The 22101-nt window shown below is 39.8% G+C and carries 18 protein-coding genes, 1 tRNA gene, 1 pseudogene and 2 riboswitches; of the genes and pseudogenes, 14 read left to right on the top strand and 6 right to left on the bottom strand.

Annotation, left to right across the window (positions count from 1 at the left end; genetic code table 11):
- Entirely contained in the window at positions 1-924 is a 924-nt protein-coding gene (locus tag R2876_05450) for a phosphatidylglycerol lysyltransferase domain-containing protein (GenBank protein MEZ4358057.1), read from the bottom strand.
- Positions 925-1009: 85 nt separating this feature from the next.
- The gene (locus R2876_05445) at positions 1010-1819 is read right to left on the bottom strand and encodes a sugar phosphate isomerase/epimerase (GenBank protein MEZ4358056.1); all 810 of its coding nucleotides are present in this window, start codon (positions 1817-1819) and stop codon (positions 1010-1012) included.
- Between the two features lie 187 nt (positions 1820-2006).
- Between R2876_05445 and R2876_05440 the strand changes: the two genes are divergently transcribed.
- Entirely contained in the window at positions 2007-2549 is a 543-nt protein-coding gene (locus R2876_05440) for a phosphoglycerate mutase family protein (protein MEZ4358055.1), read from the top strand.
- 41 nt (positions 2550-2590) lie between these two features.
- On the opposite strand, the gene R2876_05435 is transcribed toward R2876_05440, so the two are convergent.
- The 3 genes from R2876_05435 to R2876_05425 form a co-directional block, all read right to left on the bottom strand.
- On the bottom strand, positions 2591-3715 hold the full coding sequence (locus R2876_05435) for a GNAT family N-acetyltransferase (GenBank protein ID MEZ4358054.1): 1125 nt from the start codon (positions 3713-3715) through the stop codon (positions 2591-2593).
- Between the two features lie 74 nt (positions 3716-3789).
- Positions 3790-4923 (bottom strand): iron-containing alcohol dehydrogenase, encoded by a 1134-nt coding sequence (locus R2876_05430; GenBank protein ID MEZ4358053.1) that lies wholly within the window; start codon positions 4921-4923, stop codon positions 3790-3792.
- Positions 4924-4943: 20 nt separating this feature from the next.
- Positions 4944-5141 (bottom strand): hypothetical protein, encoded by a 198-nt coding sequence (locus R2876_05425; GenBank protein MEZ4358052.1) that lies wholly within the window; start codon positions 5139-5141, stop codon positions 4944-4946.
- Positions 5142-5220: 79 nt separating this feature from the next.
- On the opposite strand from R2876_05425, the gene R2876_05420 reads away from it, so the two are divergent.
- Positions 5221-5967 carry a peptidoglycan-binding domain-containing protein gene (locus R2876_05420; protein ID MEZ4358051.1) on the top strand — a complete coding sequence of 249 codons (747 nt, stop codon included), beginning with the start codon at positions 5221-5223 and terminating at the stop codon, positions 5965-5967.
- A gap of 248 nt (positions 5968-6215) precedes the next feature.
- On the top strand, positions 6216-6974 hold the full coding sequence (locus R2876_05415) for a MerR family transcriptional regulator (GenBank protein ID MEZ4358050.1): 759 nt from the start codon (positions 6216-6218) through the stop codon (positions 6972-6974).
- Between the two features lie 57 nt (positions 6975-7031).
- On the opposite strand, the gene alsK is transcribed toward R2876_05415, so the two are convergent.
- On the bottom strand, positions 7032-7946 hold the full coding sequence (alsK, locus tag R2876_05410; protein ID MEZ4358049.1) for an allose kinase: 915 nt from the start codon (positions 7944-7946) through the stop codon (positions 7032-7034).
- A gap of 261 nt (positions 7947-8207) precedes the next feature.
- Here alsK and R2876_05405 point away from each other — a divergent pair.
- The 11 genes and pseudogenes from R2876_05405 (at position 8208) to eno (ending at position 22100) form a co-directional block, all read left to right on the top strand.
- Positions 8208-8296 (top strand) — tRNA-Ser (locus R2876_05405).
- Positions 8297-8601: 305 nt separating this feature from the next.
- On the top strand, positions 8602-8904 hold the full coding sequence (locus R2876_05400) for a hypothetical protein (GenBank protein ID MEZ4358048.1): 303 nt from the start codon (positions 8602-8604) through the stop codon (positions 8902-8904).
- A gap of 211 nt (positions 8905-9115) precedes the next feature.
- Entirely contained in the window at positions 9116-10213 is a 1098-nt protein-coding gene (locus tag R2876_05395) for a tyrosine-type recombinase/integrase (GenBank protein ID MEZ4358047.1), read from the top strand.
- 72 nt (positions 10214-10285) lie between these two features.
- Positions 10286-10522, top strand: a complete 237-nt coding sequence (locus R2876_05390) for a hypothetical protein (GenBank protein ID MEZ4358046.1) — start codon at positions 10286-10288, stop codon at positions 10520-10522.
- Position 10523: 1 nt separating this feature from the next.
- The gene (locus R2876_05385) at positions 10524-11804 is read left to right on the top strand and encodes a site-specific integrase (protein MEZ4358045.1); all 1281 of its coding nucleotides are present in this window, start codon (positions 10524-10526) and stop codon (positions 11802-11804) included.
- A gap of 371 nt (positions 11805-12175) precedes the next feature.
- The gene (locus R2876_05380) at positions 12176-15022 is read left to right on the top strand and encodes a hypothetical protein (GenBank protein MEZ4358044.1); all 2847 of its coding nucleotides are present in this window, start codon (positions 12176-12178) and stop codon (positions 15020-15022) included.
- Between the two features lie 58 nt (positions 15023-15080).
- Entirely contained in the window at positions 15081-15446 is a 366-nt protein-coding gene (locus tag R2876_05375; protein MEZ4358043.1) for a hypothetical protein, read from the top strand.
- Between the two features lie 505 nt (positions 15447-15951).
- Positions 15952-16022, top strand: a riboswitch (Fluoride riboswitch).
- A gap of 62 nt (positions 16023-16084) precedes the next feature.
- Positions 16085-17659, top strand: a complete 1575-nt coding sequence (locus tag R2876_05370) for a DNA mismatch repair protein MutS (GenBank protein MEZ4358042.1) — start codon at positions 16085-16087, stop codon at positions 17657-17659.
- A gap of 34 nt (positions 17660-17693) precedes the next feature.
- Positions 17694-19175: a DNA mismatch repair protein MutS gene (locus tag R2876_05365; GenBank protein MEZ4358041.1), complete on the top strand. Its 1482-nt coding sequence runs from the start codon at positions 17694-17696 to the stop codon at positions 19173-19175.
- A gap of 60 nt (positions 19176-19235) precedes the next feature.
- A complete protein-coding gene (locus R2876_05360; protein MEZ4358040.1) occupies positions 19236-20483 on the top strand; it encodes an MFS transporter in 1248 nt (415 codons plus the stop codon).
- A 178-nt stretch (positions 20484-20661) separates the two neighbouring features.
- Positions 20662-20733, top strand: a riboswitch (Fluoride riboswitch).
- Between the two features lie 74 nt (positions 20734-20807).
- Positions 20808-22100, top strand: a pseudogene (gene eno, locus R2876_05355) (phosphopyruvate hydratase).
- The last annotated feature ends 1 nt before the right edge of the window (position 22101 follow it).

Raw genomic sequence — 22101 nt, 5'->3', positions numbered from 1 at the left:
TTAAGGGCATTTCCCGCATCCCTTTGACCTTACGGTATACTTTTTTGCGAATGAGACCGGATGATAAGACATTTTTGCCTGCCTTAAACCTTCATCACCCATGTCTTCCTGACGGTTTACAAACTTATAATTATAAAAATTATGCCTTAAAAAATCTCTGTTTATGATCTGGTATATTCCCTGGTATCTATAATCTGCTTTTTCTACAAGTATAAGTGCGGTATCTTCATTAAGCGCCGTTCCAAACGAAAATGCTTTGATTTTACCGCCTATTTTTATTACACATCCGCTTAAACCAAGTTCTTTATAATGTTTAAGGGCACGCTCTATAGCATCAGATTCAAAATAACTGTATTTATCCGAAAAATCCTTTTCCTTAGACCAACTTTCCTGCATCTGCATGCATTCTTCAAAATAAATATCAGAGTAGGCATCGTATTCATAATCGTATTCTTTGATAAACCGGTTTACGTGGTTTTTCTTAGAATGGTATTTTTTGCCTGGAAGCGTAATAAGTTTATTTACGTCGTATACATACTCAAAGTTATTTCTGTCTTCAACTATGTCGTAAACGTCGCTAAAATCTTTTTTTATTTTTTCTTTGACCCTTTCGTTGACAGCCCTTATGCAGATAAACCCGTTTACTCTTAACATACACTCATTTATCGCGCTCATATAAGGAGATAAATCCAAATCCTTTTTTGATAAATAAGGTGGTGTCAAAAAACATGCATCTTCTTTTCCTGCGGCGATAATAAGTGCATCCCCTAATATAATGTACCTTAGATTTATCATTTTTTGCCACATGTATAGGTTGGCAAAACACGCATCGCTATTTAATTTTTTTTCGCCAGCAAGAAACTTTTCGATTATGTCTTTATCTTTTAGTTCAATTGATTTAAAGTCTTCTCTTCTAATATTCATATGCCATATATTATATGCCGTTTTTACGATATTTGCAAAAATCTAGCTGTAACTCCCTCATATCTTTTTAGCTTAATTTTATTCTTCATTCTTCAAAAAATGACTTCACCCTATCATAAGTATGCTTTAATTCATCTAAATCATGATAGTTCCTCCCGTAAACCTCGGTTATAAGCCCGCCTGTATAATTTACCTCCTTAAGCTTATTTTTAAACTTTAAAAAATCCATTTCCCCGGTAAAGGGAAGACATGGTTCCACTCCCTTATCAGTATATCTAAAATCACATATATGAATGTTTGCAAGCCTGTCTCCCATTGCATCGATATATTTATCCACACTTATCCCAGATTGCGCCGCCTGCTTAATATCAAGAGTAAACCTAAGGTTGTCAAGATAGCCGTTAGCATCCATCTTTTCAACAAATCCTGGGTTTGAAAAAGCACACCAGTAGACATTTTCCCATGCCAAGCTAACGCCATAATCAGCTGCTGCATCTATTAGTTTCCTAGTTTTATCTGCGCAGGCCTTGTAATTTATGTAAAGCTCTAAATTCCCCTTATAATTTGCCGGGCCATGAAAAGAATACATTGTAGCTCCTAGGCAGTTCGCCGCCTTGACTATTTTCATAAAATAATTAAACGCGTCTTTTCTTGAACGCTCGTATATAGAAAAAATCTGTGGTTCAAACCCAACTGAAAACGCATGTACGGAGTGTGCCCTCATTCCGTTATCATCAAGCCTTTTCTTTAAATTTTTTATAAATTTAATTTTATATTCAGATGGACAACTTAAAAAAATTTCAACATCCTTTACGCCGATAGACGCCATAGCATCTATTGATTCTTCTGTAAAATACTTACCTATAAAACAAGCTGTAGACATTCCGCAAAACATAAACAATACTCCTTAATTTCCCAATAGTAATTATACCATTTAATTTAAATACTTCAATTTTAAATATCTTAATAAAAAATTAAAAATTGATGTACATTTTCTCTGCTCTTTACATATACTAAAAAAACGTATATGATATACAATATTCACCCTTAAAATCTTATATCTTATTTTATAGAGGTTGCCTTTGAAAGTTGCACTTATTAGACACTTAAAAGTTAATTTGGAAAAAACACCATTTTTTATGAGTAGCGCTCAGTTCGACAAATGGAACGGTGACTATGATAAAGCTCCAATAATTAAAGGAGACATAGACCTTAGTGGCATACGCTTTGACAAATATTACTGCAGTGATATGCCCCGCGCCATCGAAACAGCTGCACATATAACGGATAACTTCGTCATTTCACCGGAATTACACGAAGTCCCGATATTTCCATTTGTAAAGACTAAACGTATAAAGCTGCCATTTACAATTTGGCGCGTGTTTGGGCGTTTAGCATGGCTCTTTCACGCTAAATCTCAAACTGAAATAAAGATTTTGAGTGAGGAACGGGCCACAAAATTTTTAAATAAGGTCCTGCCTAATTTAAAATCCAATGTTGCAATTATAACACATGGATTCTTTATTTTAGGCCTTGCAAAACATCTAAAGAGTCTTGGATTTTCCGGCCCGCGTTATAAGTCCTTTAAAAACGGAGAAATGACTATTTACACATTAGAAGAATAAAAAAGCCCTTGCAAAAAAATGCAAGAGCTTTTTTTATTCTTCTAATCTATATTTTTTATAAAACATCTACGCCGCTTAGTATTAATAACTTCAAAAAACTTCCATAGGCTCTGAATTTTATCGTTTGTCTCAAGTTCAGGGCCTGTCTCAGCAAACTTGACTCCGCCTTCAACAGCAGATTTCATGACTGCATTCATTAAAACTGCAGGAAGGCCAGAACTTTGGTACTTAGGGTGCACTGCTATTAAATATAAATCCAAAATTTCCACGTTTTTAATGGCTTTTAAGATAGAAATAAAACCAAATGGGAAAAGCCTGCCTTTGTTTTGCCTTAAGCATTTATTAAGCGATGGTGCTGCTAACCCAAACCCAACGAGTTTACCCTCACTGTCTATTATAAATTTAGCATATTTAGGGTTCAATAAAGGTTTAAAACGGTTGTAATACTCTATAGCCTGATGCTGGTTATAAGGTACCACGCCGTATAATTCTTTATAACACTCATTTAAAAGATCGAATATCTGTATCACTATTTTGCTAGCCTGCGACATCCTTTTTATCTCAAGAAGCCTAAGTTTAGTGCGTTTTAAAACCAATTCTGCCATACGATCCATCTTTTTAACTATGGGGTCATCTTTTTGAGGCGTTGTAATACGGTACTCAAGCCAATCAGTCGCTTTTGTAAACCCCAGGGCTTCTAAATGTTCTTTATAATAAGGGTAGTTATTTATTGTAAACGAAAGCCCGTCATATTCAAAACCTTCTATCTGGAGCCCCTCTTTATCAAGGTCGGAAAAACCTAGCGGGCCATGGATTTCGCTAAGCCCTATTTCTTTAGCCCAATTTTCCACAGCACCTATCAAAGCAGCAGAAACTTCTTTGTCATCTATAAAATCTAACCTCGAAAACCTGATGCTCTTAGTTCCCCACTTTTTATTAGACTCTTTGCTGTTAATAGCACATACCCTGCCGGCTATTTCATCGTCTTTGTAAGCTAAAAAAAACTTTGCATCGTTGCAGTAATCGAAAGCGGCATTGGTTTTTGGAAAGTACATCGAAAACTCGTCTGCCTTAAGATCAGGTACATAATTCTTATATCCTGCAAAAAGCTTATCCGGAAAAATCCCTAAATAACCTAAGCTGCTTCTTTGTTTTGGCCTCCACAATATTAACCATATTAAATAAAATCCTACCTTTTTTACTGAATTATACCAAAAACACCAATATATTCAAATATTTTTTAAATAAGTTTCGACAAAATTGCCATAAGTTCTTTTTTGTTAACTGTGACCGGGTTCTTTTTCGTACTGAATCCTAAAGAAGCATCTGTCAGTTTTTTAAGGTCCTTTTGCTTTATATTATATGCCTTTAAATCTGTTGGTATATTTAAATCTACGTTTAACTTCTTAATCTGCGATATGAGCTCGTAAACATCTTTTTTGCCTAATACTGATTTTGCAATATCCTCATATTTTGAAACGCCTTTTTGATAATTATATTCCATTATATAGGGAAGCATAATAGCACAGGCTATCCCATGCGGTACATCATATATCGCTCCTAAACCTGCTGCAACGCCATGTGCTGCACCCAGCCCTGCACAGGCTATTATCATTCCGGAATACGTTGCGGCACAAGCCATTGTCTCCCTTGCCTCTATATCATTAGGGTCGTTATATGCGCGTCTTATAGCTGACAATGCTCTTTTAATATTATATAGGGCAAGCGCATCGCTAAAATCATTTGGAATCTTCGTTGTATAACCTTCTATTAACTGACATATAGCGTCCATTCCTGAAGGAGCTGTAACACTTTTAGGTACAGAAACCATCAGTTCGGCATCAATAAGTGCAATAACAGGAAGCATTTTATCGTGGCGTATACTATTTTTGAACCCTTCTGAAACAGAAGATATAACCGCATTCTTAGTTGCCTCAGAGCCTGTTCCTGCAGTCGTTGGTACAGCTATTAAAGGTATCGGGTCGTTTCTAACTGTTTTTGTGCCAATACCCTCCAGGTACTCCTTAACACTCCCTTCATTCGTTGCCATGGCGCTTACTGCCTTTGCCGTATCTATAACGCTACCCCCACCAACTGCAACTACAACATTTGCGCCAAAATACTTTGCAAGGCGGGTATTTTCATCTACTATCTCAGGAGACGGCTCTCTCGTTACCGGCGTTGAAAGTTTAAACGAAATACCTGCGTTTTTTAAAGCACTAAGCAATGATTTACAGTTGTCACTTTCTCTAAAAGATTTAGATCCAAACACCAAAAATGCTTTATCGCCAATTTCCTTAACTAATTCAGGTAGTTTTTTAAACCCGCCTACCTCAAATATTACCTTTCCAGGTATCTGTACTGAATAATTCATAAACTAAAAGCCTCTCAATTCTATTCTTTATCCTTATCGTAAATATATCTTATAGCCTCTGGAATCTTTATTTTCCCGTTAACCTTTTCAATCTTCTCCCCATTTCGGTTGCCCATACAAAGATCGCAAGTGTTTCCGCACTCCGGACAAATACACCTGCTCTTGCCCCTTTGCGACTGAATCATGTATGTACCGCACAGAATACAACTGCAGCGCATGTTATAAAACCTCACTTACTGTACAAAGTTTTTAAAAAGTGATATATTTATTTTAGCACATACTAATGAGGTATTCTACATGAAAAAAACAGTACTGTTTTTTATATGTTTTTTAATACTGGCTATTACACCATTAAGTGCATCGGCAGATTCTGAAATACTCACTATCCAAAGTGAGGGTATTGAAGTTTTTATGCTCCAAAAGCGCCTTTGCGACTTAGGATACTTAAATTACCGCGCAACAGGCTCCTATGGCTTGATGACGCGTAAAGCCGTTTCCGACTTCCAAGTTAAAAATAATCTTAGTGCAGATGGTTCTGCAGGCGAAGAAACCCTAAACGTCTTATTTTCTAATGATGCGCTGCGTGCTCCTATAACTGAAACCGTGACTTTATATAGTGGCCCGGCTTCCACAGGCACTGCCTCCAAATATGGCGAGGCTGTTGATTGGGCTACTTTTAAAGATATATTCACAGTTGGGACCACAGCAACCATAACCGATTTTAACTCTAACACAACTTTTACAGTTAAAAGAACCGGCGGAGAAAACAATGCCTGGATAGAACCAGTTTCAGCAAGTGACAATACTAACTATGTAAAATCCTTTGGGGGTGGTGCGTCGTATGAAAAACGAGCCGTTTTAGTCACTTTAAATGGGACTACTTATGCGGCTGCTTTATTTGGCTGGCCTCACGGAAAAGATAACGTCTCAGATAACGGCATGTCAGGGCATACAAACCTTTTCTTTACCGGCAGCACATCTGACGTATTGAATCTTCCGGATGAAGAATATCAGGAACAAATAGACCGCGCTACTCAAAAATAACACTTTTATGCTACATAACATCTCTTGTATAATAAAAATCACACAGTAAAAGCTATCCATACTATAAATGCTCATTATAAACCCCAATTTTTAACAACTTTGATTATCTACTATAAAATCTTAAGTATTTGCTTAAAATATCACTGATAATTTAATTTAGTTTGATTAATTTTCCAAATAATTTTTTAATAAATACTTGACTTCAACGTGGCGTAAACGTTTAAAATTATGTCTAACTGGAGGTGAAAATGATGGAATTCACCATAAACAAACTAAGCAAAATGGCTGGTGTCAGTACACGAACGCTTAGATACTATGATGAAATAGGCCTTTTAAAGCCAAAAAGGTTAAGCCCATCCGGTTATCGCATATATGGCCAAGAGGAAGTGGATATTCTCCAGCAAATTTTATTCTACCGTGAACTAGGATTTAGATTAGACAAGATAAAAAAAGTCATAATATCCTCCTCTTTCGATAAACAAGAAGCTCTATCCGAACATTTAAGCGCACTCGTAACTAAACGCAATCAATTAAATGCATTAATTGCCAACGTAGAAAAGACCATATCTGCTTCTAAAGGAGAGACAACCATATCGGATAATGAAAAGTTTGATGGTTTCAAACAAAGGGTAGTAGACTCAAACGAAAAAAAATATGGGGCAGAAGTTCGCGCTAAATACGGTAATGATGTAGTAGATAAGTCAAATGCTAAAATAAAAGGTATGTCTCAGGAACATTATAAAGACATGGAGAAATTGTCCCAAGAGATAAATAAAACTTTAAAGTTAGCTTTTAAATCGGGTGACCCGGCAGGCGAACTTGCAATTAAAGCTTGTGAAATGCACAAGACGTGGTTAATATATTTTTGGGGGGGCTATAGTAAGAAGGCGCATAAAAGCCTTGCGCAGACCTATGTAGACGATCCACGTTTCACTGAATATTATGACAAAATAGCACCGGGATGTGCAAAATTCTTTAGAGATGCAATAATCAATTATTGTAAATAATATTTAAAGATACATTATAAAATATAAACGATAGATTTATTAATAATCTACCGTTTTTTATATTGTTTCAAGAGCATAATATGCCGCGCCTAATACGCCCGACATACTGTCCTGCTTTGAAAAGCGTATATCTAACCCGTTTCTCGGCAAAGGTGCCATTACATGTGCTTTTAAACAATCTAAAAACATATCCTTTGGGAAACTGCCCGAGAATACTCCACCACCCAAAAAAACAATTCTTGGATCAAGTAAATTTATTGCTGTTGCTACAGTCACGCAGACTGCTTCTATCCACTTATATATCCTCTCGTCATCTGAATTGTGTTTAAAGACATCGTCGATAGTATAACCGTTAAAAGATGTATCTATGATATTTTTAAGCTCTCTTCCGGAAGCATAGCATTCCGCACACCCTATATTACCGCAGTTACATAACCTATTTTGCATATAAAAAGGGATATGCCCTATTTCTGCAGCCACGCCGTTCTTGCCTGACAAGATCTGTCCGTCTATAGCAATGGCAGCCCCTATCCCTGTTCCAAAATAGCACCCGATGATTACCCCAGAGCTATCTTTAACTGAATGAATATCGTTAATCAAAAGGTTACTCGTATCTTTATTTATTAAAATCGGTATATTAAGTTTTGATTTTAAATAGCCAACGACATTTTTTCCGGAAAAAGCATGAACGCCATCTTTTTTTATTATATTAGGTACATTAAGAACTATCTTTCTATCAATCGATACCGGAGATGGGAAGCCTATTGATATGGCGGAAATCCCCTTTTCTACTTCATTTATATACTCAGATAAAATCACATATAGGTTATAAAGCTCGTCTCCTTCGTAAAAGAGGTCCTTAGAATTCAGGCATTTAAAATTAAAGATTTTTCCGTTTTTAAATAAACCTATCCTTAATTTTGTCCCACCTATATCTACACCGATGATTTTTTTATCGCTTAAATATTTCATTTGAATTCCCGCTTAGTATAAATTTTATTTTTAACTATATTATAAACAATTTTATAGGCTATTAGCTATTATTGACAAACTAAATTCTTAATGGTAACATTAAAAATTGATGCGTTATAATGCTCAATAATATAAATTATTATACGATTATATTATCATAAAATCATGTTAATTATAAGTCATGGAGAGGTATCGAAGTGGTCATAACGGGGCTGACTCGAAATCATAATTTTTGAGCCGGAATCGCCCACAATTTAATATGGAAGAGTATCGAAGTGGTCATAACGGGCCTGACTCGAAATCAGGTGACGGGCAACCGTCCGTGGGTTCGAATCCCACCTCTTCCGCCATCAAAACCCGCATAAACACAGCGTTTATGCGGGTTTTGTTATACCCTATTTTTTATTAGCAAGGTGGATAGAACGCCTAAAATGTTGCCGAAAGTTCTATCCAAAACTTCGGCAACATTTTTTCGTACGGTTCCATTGACAAATAAAAAACTAAATTTGTTGCCATTTTTGTAGGAAAAACTACGTGAAACAATATAAAAACCTATAATGCTTGGCGACAAATCTCATAGGGTTCTTAATACATAAAAGCCACCTGTTTTTTAAAAGCAGGCAGCTTTTATCATTTTATATTGGAGGTAATATTGATGAGTGAAACCAAAAATAATTCTGGCTTTTTTATTAAACTGATTTCGGGAGGTTATTCCAGCGACCTGTGGGACGCCTTGATTGATTGCTGTGAATCAGAGTCCAGCCCATATGCATTCTTTGATGCTTTATATTGTCTTCACAAAAGCAAAGATGATGAACCTGCGCTTAATCTGCTATTGGCTCTTTATGATATCGCAGGAACCGTTGTACCGCCGGCGATAAAGGAAATATATCGAAACTCAGATATGCAAGGGAAATATCTTGATAATCTATTATCAGATATCGAAAGTATACTCTGAAGATGCAAAAATGAGAACCGTCTGTGATTATGCTTTTTATCACAGACGGTTTTCTGTTTTCGTGGGTTTTAAGGGTTTCTCTTCTTAGTAATTCGAACTCTCGTATTGTACAAACGCAATACATTTCGAGTGTGTCGCGTTCCGGCCACTTCGGCACCTCTCCAAATTCAGCCCTATTACATAACAACATTATGAAAGGAATGAAATAAAAATGGTTAATGCTTTTTTAACTCAGAAAAAGGGATATTACTACATTGTCATCAATCAAAAAGACTCAAATGGCAAACGAAAACCTAAATGGGTTGCCACCCACTTAAAAGTTGAAGGGAACAAAGAGAAAGCAGAGGTTATATTGGATGAATTGAAAAACGGAGATCGGCCACTAACCGATTTATCTGAAATATTATTCTCTGATTATCTGTTGGAATGGCTTAAAAATGTGAAGGGTACGATAGCGGTAACGACATATTCATCGTATGAAAGTACTGTTAAAAACATTATTGCTCCGTATTTTGATAAACTGAGAATCAATATTAGAGGTTTATCACATCCTCAAATTCAAAGATTCTATGAGATTCAACTTGACCGACATGTTAGTCCGAATACTGTTATTCGGTATCATGCTATTATCCACAGAGCATTACAGCACGCTTTAAAACGAGGGGTTATTATTTCTAATCCGGCTGACTTGGCAGAACGTCCAAGAAAAGAGGTATATCATGCATCCTGCTACTCCATAGAAGAAGCGAATAAATTGTTGGAAGTTGCCCGAAACAGCACAATAGCATTACCGGTAATTTTAGCATTGTTTTACGGCCTTAGGCGAAGCGAAGTCTTGGGGCTTCGCTGGTCTGCAATTGATTTTGATAATGATACTTTAACCATCAATCATTCTGTAAATCAATCTATGGTTGATTCGGATTATACGATTACAGCTCACGATAGGCTTAAGAAAAACTCCAGCTTTCGTACCCTGCCGTTGATTGGCGTGGTTAGAGACGCTCTGCTGCTTGAACGAAACAAAAACAAATCATCGGAATATGTGTGCACGGATATCAAAGGCAAATTAATAAGCCCTAACTATGTAACGCAAACATTTTCGAAGTTGATAAAGAAGAATGGATTGCGTTCCATTCGTTTTCATGATCTCCGTCACAGCTGCGCAAATATCCTTATCAGTCAGCGCGTTCCCCTAATCGAAGTACAGCAATGGTTAGGGCATAGTTCAATTTCGACGACGGCAGATTTATATTCTCATTTGGATTACTCTATAAAACTAAACAGTGCAAATACCATTAAAAAAAATTAGTTCTTAAGCTTTTTTAATCAGTCAAAGCCGTTGCTCATAATTCAACGGCTTATATTTTTTGGAGGTGTAGATATGACCAATAAAAGAGTGCAGAAATCAGAAGTGGTTCCAATTTTAAAAACAGTAGAGCAGATGAGTCGAATTAGTGGCATTGGCGAAAACAAGCTACGAGAACTCATGGAAAAAGGTGAAATTGAATATGTCGAGAATGGCAATCGAAAGTTGCTGATTGAAGAAGCCATTATGGATTGGTACAAACGAAACCGGGTTGTACGCTCTCGGAAAAACCAAGACAGGGGTGATCGATGAGATGGCAATTACAACAAGAAAGGTCAAGAACAAAAAGAACCCCGATGGTACCAAGTCCGGAAAGGCGGGAACCGTTTATGATGTGAATCTAAAATATAAAGATGAAAACGGTGACTATCGGACTTATGGGAAGCGCGGCTTTTTATCCAAACCGGAGGCTGTGGAACACGAATTGGACATGCAGAAAAAACTGTCGTTCGGCGGGTATGAGCCGGTGAAGGCATCTGAAGCCAAACAAACGGTTAAGCAATATCTCGAATCCTGGGTTGAGGTTCACGGCAAAGCCAATCTGCGTCCCAGCACATTTGCCGGATATAGAAGCCATATTAAGAATCATATCCTCCCCTATATTGGCAATGTGCCGCTGAACAAGTTAACACCGAAAATGATCGACAATATGCTTGCGCAACTCAATGAACGAAAGCTATCTCAAAGCACATTGCGGTATGCACAACGAATACTAAGCGTGGCATTTGAGGCAGCGAGAAAATACGGGTATATCCAGACTAATCCGGCAAGAGACATATTGACTAAGATTGGTAAGGACGGTAAGACCCCTGACCCGTATACCATAGAGCAGATGCAAGGACTTTTAAGCAGGTGTATTGGAACAGAGTGGGAGATGCTGATTGTTTTAAGCGGCTTGTACGGACTGCGTAGAAATGAAGCCTTGGGATTGCGATGGGATAATGTTGATTTGCACAAGAAGACCTTTTCTGTTGTGGAACAGCTACCTTTTCAAGTTCCTCCGAATACCACTATTATTAAAGAAATGGCTCCGACCAAGTCCAATGATCGTGTATTACCCATAACAGATGCTACACTCTCCTATTTTATCAAGCACATGCAATTACAGCAGCGGCAGAAAGAACTTACCAAACTATCGGGGCAGCCGTATTATGATAATAATTTGGTTATTGCTAAAGCCGATGGTGCGCCGATGAGAGCGGATCGTGTATCAACAAATTGGGGGCAGCTCTTGCGGCATTTTGGAATGCCGCATATCAGGTTCCATGATCTTCGGCATAGCGCAGCCACCAATATGCATGAACTTACGGGCGACTTTTACACGGTAGGACAAATTTTAGGACATTCTTTGAAAGGGATCGGGGTATCGCTTGGTATCTCAACCAATATGGCTGACGTAACAGCTCGGTATGTCGATGTTCGGACAAGCCGTAAGCTGGTAGTGTTGAACGCGTATCATAACGCCCTTCATCCGAGAGAGGCTATGAAGATTGCAAGCAAGAAGCTATCTGCGAAAAACCGGGACGAAAGATAAATAGTGCCGTGTGTATTTATCCAATACCACGGCCCACATATTTTTCATTACTGAGCTGGAATTTTCTCAAAAAAATTTAGTATGTGGATTTGCAGTATATGGTTGCATGGTGTACTTCCTAAACAATGTTAATTGGATATATAAAACGCTAAAACTTGATATATTTAGCCGCTTTGCGACATTATTGAGTTGAGATTACAGGAAAATAGTGCTAAAATAAAATACAGTGTTCTTTTCACAACCTCACAAATGAAAAGTGACATTGTAGAGCAAAGCCTATTCTGAATACCTGAATGGCAGCTATGCAAGATTAATGGATGCGTCCTGCCGTATTGGTAGGGCGATTTTTGTAATATGGAGGCGACTACAAGATGTACAAAAAAGGTTCTGAGTGGCGTAAATGGGATTTACATGTGCATACAGCCTCTTCATACGATGCTAGTTATAAAGGTGCTGATGCGGATGAGCTGTTGGTAAAGGCTTGGAGAGACCATGAATTTGCAGCGATAGCTATAACCGATCATTTCTTAATTGATGCTGAACGAATTCAAAGATTGCGTGACTTGGCACCTGAAATCACAATATTCCCAGGGTTTGAAATACGTACAGATAAGGGGGCGCCCAATCTTCATGTCATCGGCATTTTTTCGGAGATATGTGACTTAAGTACATTAAAAAATGATTTTGATGCAATTATAATTCGGAACCATAAAAAAGATGGTGAGACAGATGACACGATTGTAAGGGATTTATCTGTTATCGTTGACTTTGTTAAGAGGCATAAAGGCATATTAACAATCCACGCTGGCAAAAAAACTAATGGCATTGACAAGGAGATTACAAACGCTTTGGAAGTCGCACAAGCCATCAAGAAAGACATTTCTGATGTAATCGATATATTCGAAATTGGTCGTATCGAAGATATCGCTTCATACAGAGAACATGTCTTTAAAGATATTTCGGAAAAGCCATTAATTCTATGTTCTGATAACCATGACCCCAGAGACTACAAAATAAAAGAATATCTATGGATTAAGGCCAATCCGACATTCCAAGGATTAATCCAAACAATTATGCAACCGACTGAACGAGTATTTGTTGGGATAGTACCCGATAAATTGGATCGGCTATCCAAAAATAGATCTGCACACATTAAAAGTGTCACAGTCGAAAGGGTTACTGCCCCAAAAAACGGATCAGAACACTGGTTTGATACAACTTTGCTGCTAAATCCTGCGCTTGTTGCTGTGATTGGTAATAAAGGAAGTGGAAAAAGTGCGCTATCCGACATTATAGGACATTTATGTAAAGCGAATAATATGGGAGCAGCATCCTTCTTGAATTCGGAACGTTTTCGAAAACTGCCGGAAAAAAAAGCTGATGATTACACTGCCAAAATCGAATGGTACGATGGTAAAGTCGAAGAAGGAATTTCGCTTGGCGAGATACAGCAGAAAACGACGATAGAAGAAGCGCAATATTTACCGCAGAAATATATCGAAAGCGTATGTAACGATCTGTCAAGCGAGTTTCAAGACGAGATTGATCAAGTTATTTTCTCCTATGTTGATAGCACCGAAAAGGGTGACGCAACCAACCTTGGCGAATTGATTGAAAATAAGTCCAGATCAATTCAAACTAGAATAACAGAAGTTAAAAATCAGATTGACATTTGTAATAGAGAGATAATCCGTCTTGAAGATCGCAAGACAACGACCTATAAAGCGACTATCAGTGCTAATCTAAATAAACGCAAAGAAGATTTGGAACGCCATAATAAAAATAAGCCTATCGAAATCAAACGCCCCGAAAAATTGCAAGATGCTGAATATGAAAAGAAATTAGCTGAAATCAAAACCAGCATTAGCCAATTAGAAGAAGACGAACAAAAGGCACGTGACGAATTACGCAATATTAATGTTAGAATTGATCAAAACAAGGAGATAGCAGATAGCTTATCTTTATTATTCGAAAGAATAGCCTCTGTTAAAGAACAAATTCATAAATACGTTAGTACATATAGCATTAACCCTGACAGACTTTTAATTAGTATAAGTCTCCCAATAGATGAAATAAAGAGTGATTTTGATGAGCTAATTGCGAAAAGAGATACTCTAAAAGTAGTACTTGATGCCTCTGAGACTGCTTCAGAAAGATCATTGGTCAAGAAAATTCATGAAGCAAAGCAGGAAATGGAAGCTATTATTGCAGGTGCAGATAGCGCTGAAAAGGTCTATCAAAAATATCTTGCAGATATTAAAGAATGGGAAACCGTTCAAAAGGAAATTATTGGAGATGCCACAAAAGAAGGTTCTATATCTTTTTATGAAAGCGAATTACATTACATCGAGAATTCGTTAGATCGATCATATGAAGAAAAATTGCATGAACGCACAATGTTAGTGAGAAAAATTTTTGAGCAGAAGAAGCAGATTGCAGAAATATATAAGGAATTATATCAACCTATTGAAAAACAACTAATACCACTATTAGAAAACACAGAAGATAAAATTGAATTTAATATCAGTATAGTTTTGCGAGAGCGTGAAATTGGGACGCGATTGCTTTCGTATATCAATCAACAAATGATTGGTGTATTCAGAGGAAAAGCCGAGGCTTCTGCCACGATGAAAGAATACATTCAATCCGCAGATTTTAATGATTGTGAAAGTATCATCGGTTTCATGAACAATATTCTTAAATGTATTTCAGAAGATGTTGATAAGTCAAGTCAAAAAGTTAAGGACAAGCTTGAATTCTATAATTTATTGTCCTCTTTAGACTACATTAAAGCAGAATATAACCTCACACTAGGTGGGCGGCCATTAGCAATGCTATCGGCCGGTGAAAGGGGTATAGTTTTATTGGTATTCTATCTTGCATTGAGCAAGAATGATGTTCCGCTGATTATTGATCAACCAGAGGACAACTTGGACAATCAATCCGTTTTTTCAAGATTAGTTCCCTGCATTAAGGAAGCAAAGAAAAAGCGCCAAGTAATAATTGTTACACATAATCCTAATATTGCTATTGCTTGTGATGCTGAGCAGATCGTATGTTGTTCAATAGACAAAACAAACAATCACATATCATACTCATCAGGCAGTATTGAAGATAGCGTGATAAGAAAATGCGTTGTAGATATACTCGAAGGAACAATGCCTGCTTTTGAATTACGTAAGTTAAAATATACGTATAGTCTATATAACCAACCATGATTTATTAGAGAGACACTTGTGATATCCGTGGTGAGGTATTCATTATGGAGGCAATGAAATGAATAGTGGACAACGTGCAGCTATTGCGGCAATAGTTATCGCAATTAATTCTCAAAGTTCTATCACTACAATATACAGCTATGAAGAATCTCATCATATTAGTATGTCTGGAAGTGTAAACGGCAACTCAATTAGCGCATATGATTATGGCCGAAGTTGTCATATAAGTGGAAGTGCTTCCTCTCATAATAATTTCAGCTTATATGATTATGGCGTATCTGGACACGTCAACCTGACAATTGATGGAGATAAATTTTCCGGTTACGATTATAGCAGTGGCTATCATTTTTCCGGAACGGTTAGGTCAAAATCGGTATCTTTTTATGACTATCAAACAAGCACATATTATAACTTTTCTTCATAACAAATTGATGCCGCTGTTGCTAAAATGATGCCTAGCCTTTAAAAAGCAATGCATAGCGATTACGGGAGTATATAAGACGAAGCTCCATAAATCTTATAGTATAGGATATTTGGTGCTTTTTCATGAAAATCTATGAGAAGAAAAATGGTCTTTTCAGCCCTAAATTATGCCTCGAAATCAGTTTGACGGAAACGTCACGCGGGTTCGAATCCCGCCCTCTCCGCCATATTATCTCAGCACTTAAGTGTTGATCGGGCCAGACTATATGGCAGTCTGGTCTTTTTCTTTCTGGTGTTTCGTGGTGTGGTCGAAATATGTTATGATATCGAAGCTGTTCATCTCATCTATAAAGGTATAATATATGCCGTCCAGTCGCTACGTTACCTCGTCAATAATCGGCTTAGGCATGTTCCAAGGCTCAGATGGCCGAAAATAAATTTAACTAAAATCAATCATTTATTGAAGTTTTTAATCCACACTTGATAATTTTGCTTCAACCAACTATACTATAGATGGGAATGAAGTTTCCCTTGGCATATGCCTAAACGCTGACAAGCTGATGACTTCTGTAAAGAAGCTGTCAGCTTTTTGTATATGTGAAAGAATACGGGGCATCTGTATGGGAAAGGGTGTACTAAATGTTTTACAGCATACTGTTTCCAACAATGGAACAGCAAGAGCAGACAAGACGGGAAAAGATACCGGATTATTTTAAAGACCTTAATCTTGATCAAATATTTGAGCCTATTTTGAAAAGCAGAAAAGAATTTGATCTGGGCAGTTTTTTCTATACCTCCCTTCGTGATCCGAATGCGATCCAATACCGTCAGGAAATCATGAAGGAACTGGAGGACGATGGGCTGCGCGGCCTTTTTGATGATTTCTCACAATCCGTGTATGAACTTGGAAGGTGTATGAAAAGTGTGCAGGAATCCCTCTCATCCGCAGACAGCTATAACAACAACTATCTGGCAAGAGGACGGCTGCTTGATTACGCGGACAGGTATTGTATTGAAATTAAAAAGCTCGTGAATGGGCTGCGTGAAAAAACGCTTGCTTCGGAAGGGCTAAGAAATTTCGTCAGCTATATTACTGAGTATACCGGTACGGTAGCATTCACCTCTCTCCAAGCCCGTGTAAAAAAACTGCGGGACGAACTTGGAACGGTCGAATACTGCATGCTGATAAAAAGCGGAACAATCCATGTCAGGAAATACGAAGGTCAGGCAGACCACAGCAAAGAGATATTGCGGCTGTTTGAAAAGTTCCGGCAGGGAGACCTCAAGGATTACCGCCACAAGCTGACCGAAGTCCCCCACGCACAGCACGTTGAAGCGGCAGTGCTGAGGATGCTTTCAACCCTGTATAAGGATATCTTTACAGACCTGGACGATTTCTGTGTAAAGTACTTTCATTTCGTAGATCCTACGATTGATCAATTCTCCCGTGAAATCCAGTTTTACCTATCTTGGCTGAACTATGTTCAACCGCTGCGAATGAAGGGGCTGCCGTTCTGTTATCCAACGCTTTGCGGTACAGCCGAGCATTTGTATAGCCGGGACAGTTTTGATCTGGCATTTGCGCATTCACTACGTTTTAGCGGCAAACCGGTAACGAACGATTTAAGGCTAGATATGCCGGAACGGATCATCGTTATAACCGGGCCGAACCAAGGCGGCAAGACAACATTTGCTCGAGCTTTCGGCCAGCTCCACCATCTGGCCAGCCTTGGGCTTTGTGTGCCGGGAAGTGAGGCCAAGCTCTATCTGTTTGATAACATTTTTACCCACTTTGGCCGGGAGGAAGACCTGACCACACTCAACGGCAAGCTGCAGGATGATCTTGTGCGGCTCCATAACCTGTTTGAAAAAGCGACAACTCAAAGCCTCATCGTCATCAATGAGATTTTTGCCTCGACAACGCTGTCGGACGCCATTCTTCTTGGCAAACAGATGATGGATGCTATCGCTAGTCTGGGGGCACCCACTGTTTGCGTAACTTTTATCGATGAGCTTGCCCTGCACGGAGAAGAAACTGTTAGCATGATGAGCACCGTCAAAGAGGATGACCCGGCAATAAGAACTTATAAAATTGTCCGGAAACCACCGGACGGACTTGCATATGCCCTGCATATCGTTAAGAAACACGGCCTGACGTACAATCAACTTTCTGAAAGACTTCATGAATGCAACGGAAAACAGATGGTTGAGTGATCCACGTATACAGTTCGGGTAGGAGGTAACAAAATTGAAAGCGAATTTGATGTTTAAAAATATGGATTTTAATATAAAAGCCGAGCCCTGCTTCGGGAAGGATACCCTGACCGCCGATTTGGAGCTTTCACATATTATTTCAACAATGGCGCAGGGTGACTCGACAATCAAAGAAGCATGCAGCACCGCCCTGCTGTGTCCGCTGCACACCATGCGTGAAATACGCTATCGTCAGGATATATTGCAGGATTGCATCCAAAATCCACAAATCGTAAGAAGGCTTTATGACCTTACGATTGAGACGATGAAGCGGAAACGGGCTTCATGGTCGTGGGTTTCAGTATCATCCTATTTATCCAGCAATTTTTCCAGCGCCGTTAATCTGTTAAAGATATATACCGAAATGCTGCTGGAGCTACGCAATACAGCCGGGGAGCATAGACAGAGCTTCAAGTCTACGGGTTTTACAAATTTCATCAATATGCTGCATAAGGAGCTTGACGATGCCTATTTCTCGGAGATCAGCTCTCATTTAAAGGAACTTAAAGATTATGATGGCATCGTGGTCAGTGCAAGGCTCGGCAATTACAATCAGGGTATCAATTACGTCCTTCGCCGCAAGCAAAGGAAGCGTTTCTTACGTCGCTGGTATTTCGCGCCATCCTTTACTATTGCGCCTCGTGATGAGAGCGGATCCTCCGACCTAGCTAAAAGACGGGACCGGGCCATAAACGAAAGCACAAACGCGCTGGCACAGTCGGCGGATCATATTGAAAGTTTCTTCGTTATGCTGCAGGGGGAACTGGCCTTCTATGTGGGTTGCCTCAACCTGTATGATAAGCTCAAGGCACTTAACATGCCTGTCTGTATTCCGGAACTGCTGCCGGGTGACTCTGAGAACCGGTCGTATGACACCTTATACGATGTGAGCCTTGTCCTGACGAAAAACGATGCCGTCGTTGGCAATGAGATCAGCGTGAAAGAAAAAAAGCTTTTTATTATCACGGGAGCGAATCAGGGCGGAAAATCCACATGCCTTAGAAGCATTGGACAGGCGCAGCTTATGATGCAATGCGGGATGTTTGTGGGCGCTGTCAGTTTCCAAGCGCCAATACGATATGGTATCTTTACGCATTTTAAAAAAGAAGAGGATATGGCCATGACTAGCGGGAAACTGGACGAAGAACTTGTCCGCATGAATGAGATTGCCGATCATTTAATACAGGGCTCGCTCATGCTGTTCAATGAATCATTCGCGGCCACCAACGAACGGGAAGGTTCGGAGATATGCCGCCAGATCACGCAGGCACTGATCGATAACGGTATAGAGGTCATATCCGTGACACACCTGTACACTTATGCAGCCGCTTTTGTGGATACTTCGGGGGTACAGTATCTAAGGGCGCAGCGGCTGGAAAATGGAGAACGTACCTTCAAGGTAATTCCCGGTATGCCCCTGCAAACAGCTTTTGGAGCGGATTTGTACAAAAGCATATTCGGAAAGGAAGCGGTATAAACCATTGGTTGAAACGCACATCATATAAAAGACTCATCTTTGCTGGAAAGGGCTGTTCGTATGATTGATAAAACCAAAAACAAAAAAATCCGTCCGATATTCGCTTTCGTTATTGTCATGGGGATCGTTAGCCTTTTTTCAGATATGACGCATGAAGGAGCTCGGAGCGTTTATGGATCTTATTTAAACCTTCTTGGAACTTCTGCTGCGACGATCGGGTTTGTCACCGGTTTTGGTGAATTGCTTGGTTACTCGTTAAGGTTGTTCACCGGAATCATCGCAGACCGTTCCAAAAAATACTGGACGATCACCTTCATCGGATACGCAGTCAATATGGCGGCTATACCGGCATTGGCGCTTATCCCGGAGAACGGATGGATCTATGCGTGCATCCTGATCGTTGTGGAGCGAATTGGCAAAGCCATCCGGCAGCCCTCAAAAAATACGCTCGTCTCGTTCGCGGCAAAACAGATTGGCGAAGGAAAAGCCTTTGCCATACAGGAGTTTCTTGATCAGCTGGGCGCTTTTTTAGGCCCGGTCATCCTGTTCCTTGTCTTGTTTCTGAGGAAAGGGCTGTCCGAGTTTAATGGATATGTCATTTGTTTCGCGGTTCTGGGAATCCCGGCTGCATGTACTCTGATTTCACTATATGCGGCGAAAAGGAAATATCCTCATCCAGAGGATTTTGACACAACAAAAGAGGATAACAGAAAGCTGCGCCTTCAGCCAACATTTATCATCTACATGATCGGCATCAGCTTACTTGCCCTTGGCTTTGCTGATTTCCCGCTGATCACTATGCATCTGGCCCGAAACAGTCTTATCCAGACAGATTATCTGCCTTTGGCCTACTCCGGTGCAATGCTCGTAGACGCTTTTGCAGCCCTTTTGTTCGGCTGGCTGTATGACCGGTTCGGGCTGCGTGTTTTAATCGCCTCCAGCGCCGTATCAGCCTGCTTTTCCATCTTTGTTTTCGGGATGGGCACGCTGGCCGGCACGATCATCGGTATTACAATGTGGGGTGTTGGGATGGGCGCGCAGGAATCAGTTTTAAAGTCCGCCGTCACGACGATCGTATCGAAAAATAACCGCTCGTCCGGTTTTGGCGTATTCGAGACGGCCTTCGGAGTTTTCTGGTTCATCGGCAGTTGGATCATGGGGATACTCTATGATTTTTCTCCGGTTTACCTTATTGTTTTTTCCGTTGCGACTCAGGCGCTTTCCGTTCCAATATTCTATCTCTCATACCGCGCCTCAAAAAAGCTGAAAACCAGCGATGATCCTGCGCAAAATAAAGAAGAAGTCTGATGCCATACTCAGAAAAATTATTTGGGTAATTATATTTGGGTGTTGCCGTGAAAAATATCAAGGATGTATTGGGCCTTTTGATTGATCCAAAAAGAATTGTTGCAACACTGCGGGGATAAAGGCTGAGCGACAGATATGCAAAGGAAAGCAAATTGACATATGAACAATGAAATCTTATAATATTGATGGGAATGAAGTTCTCCCCGGCGCAAGCCAAAATGCATGGTATGCTGATGACTTCTGCAAATTTGCGGAAGTCATTTTTATATGCTTCGCAATGAAAGGTAATGCTTAATACGAAAAATTAATTAAGGAGATACCAGTATGCCGAAAATCAGTTTTGTTAAGTCCAGAGAGATATTGGACTCAAGAGGCAATCCGACCGTTGAGGTAGATGTTGGGCTCGACTGCGGTATTGTAGGGAGAGCTGCGGTTCCCTCCGGCGCATCAACGGGAACAAGAGAAGCGGTTGAGCTTCGGGACAACGACAAAAATCGCTATCATGGGAAAGGTGTCAAAACAGTTGTTGATAATGTAACAGACATCATAGCTCCTGAAATGATTGCGATAGACGCGTTAAACCAAAGGGAAATTGACCACCTGCTCATTCATTTGGATGGAACAAAGAACAAATCACGGCTGGGCGCAAACGCAATTTTGGGCGTTTCGCTTGCTGTTGCAAGAGCAGCGGCCAATTATCTGGATATTCCCCTCTTTAGGTATATCGGCGGTACGAATTCATGCGAGCTGCCTGTCCCCATGATGAATATCCTGAATGGAGGGAAACACGCCGACAACACGGTTGACGTCCAGGAATTTATGATTACGCCTATCGGAGCCGATCGTTTTGCGACAGCGCTCCGGATGTGTTCCGAAGTCTATCAAACCTTAAAAACTGTCATTAAGGACAGGGGCTTCAGCACTGCTGTTGGCGATGAAGGCGGCTTTGCTCCCAATCTTGCAACCAATGAGGATGCGTTGAAACTCATCGTGGAAGCCATTGAGAAAACGGGATATAATCCCGGAGAGGATGTCGCTATTGCCCTTGATCCCGCGGCTTCCGAATTTTACACTGATGGGAAATACGTCTTTAAAGGTGAAAACATAAGCCGTAACAGTGATGAACTGATATCCCTCTATGCTGATTGGATCGACAGATACCCCATCATATCCCTTGAAGACGGGCTGGCGGAAGACGACTGGGATGGGTGGGCATCCATGACAACGAAACTGGGCAGCAAAATCCAGTTGGTGGGCGATGATATTTTTGTGACCAATCCGGAAATTCTGAAGGAAGGCATTCAGAAGAATATCGCCAATTCAATTTTGATCAAACTGAATCAAATCGGAACGTTATCCGAAACCCTTGATGCGGTGCAGATGGCTCATTAGGCAGGTTATACCACGGTGATCTCTCATCGCTCGGGCGAGACAGAGGATACGACCATGGCGGATGTGGCAGTTGCAGTCAATGCCGGTCAGATCAAGAGCGGCGCGCCATGCAGAACCGAGAGGATCGCCAAGTATAACCAGCTGGTTCGGATCGAAGAATTACTTAAAAACAGCGCTGTTTTTAATGGAAAATATAACTTTTACAATATGAAATTTATGAAATAAC

This window comes from Eubacteriales bacterium, from assembly GCA_041390245.1.
GTDB lineage: Bacteria > Bacillota > Clostridia > Christensenellales > JAWKQI01 > JAWKQI01.
The sequence above is the reverse complement of the archived record's forward strand: the minus strand, read 5'-3'. Positions and strand labels throughout refer to the sequence as shown.

What these genes read in the sequence shown, in the direction of transcription:
- R2876_05425 (MEZ4358052.1), bottom strand. Translation starts at nt 5,141, where the DNA reads ATGCGCTGCAGTTGTATTCTGTGCGGTACATACATGATTCAGTCGCAA.
- R2876_05385 (MEZ4358045.1), top strand. Translation starts at nt 10,524, where the DNA reads ATGGCAATTACAACAAGAAAGGTCAAGAACAAAAAGAACCCCGATGGT.
- R2876_05420 (MEZ4358051.1), top strand. Translation starts at nt 5,221, where the DNA reads ATGAAAAAAACAGTACTGTTTTTTATATGTTTTTTAATACTGGCTATT.
- alsK (MEZ4358049.1), bottom strand. Translation starts at nt 7,946, where the DNA reads ATGAAATATTTAAGCGATAAAAAAATCATCGGTGTAGATATAGGTGGG.
- R2876_05450 (MEZ4358057.1), bottom strand. Translation starts at nt 924, where the DNA reads ATGAATATTAGAAGAGAAGACTTTAAATCAATTGAACTAAAAGATAAA.
- R2876_05370 (MEZ4358042.1), top strand. Translation starts at nt 16,085, where the DNA reads ATGTTTTACAGCATACTGTTTCCAACAATGGAACAGCAAGAGCAGACA.
- R2876_05360 (MEZ4358040.1), top strand. Translation starts at nt 19,236, where the DNA reads ATGATTGATAAAACCAAAAACAAAAAAATCCGTCCGATATTCGCTTTC.
- R2876_05430 (MEZ4358053.1), bottom strand. Translation starts at nt 4,923, where the DNA reads ATGAATTATTCAGTACAGATACCTGGAAAGGTAATATTTGAGGTAGGC.
- R2876_05415 (MEZ4358050.1), top strand. Translation starts at nt 6,216, where the DNA reads ATGATGGAATTCACCATAAACAAACTAAGCAAAATGGCTGGTGTCAGT.
- R2876_05375 (MEZ4358043.1), top strand. Translation starts at nt 15,081, where the DNA reads ATGAATAGTGGACAACGTGCAGCTATTGCGGCAATAGTTATCGCAATT.
- R2876_05400 (MEZ4358048.1), top strand. Translation starts at nt 8,602, where the DNA reads ATGAGTGAAACCAAAAATAATTCTGGCTTTTTTATTAAACTGATTTCG.
- R2876_05390 (MEZ4358046.1), top strand. Translation starts at nt 10,286, where the DNA reads ATGACCAATAAAAGAGTGCAGAAATCAGAAGTGGTTCCAATTTTAAAA.
- R2876_05445 (MEZ4358056.1), bottom strand. Translation starts at nt 1,819, where the DNA reads ATGTTTTGCGGAATGTCTACAGCTTGTTTTATAGGTAAGTATTTTACA.
- R2876_05395 (MEZ4358047.1), top strand. Translation starts at nt 9,116, where the DNA reads ATGGTTAATGCTTTTTTAACTCAGAAAAAGGGATATTACTACATTGTC.
- R2876_05380 (MEZ4358044.1), top strand. Translation starts at nt 12,176, where the DNA reads ATGTACAAAAAAGGTTCTGAGTGGCGTAAATGGGATTTACATGTGCAT.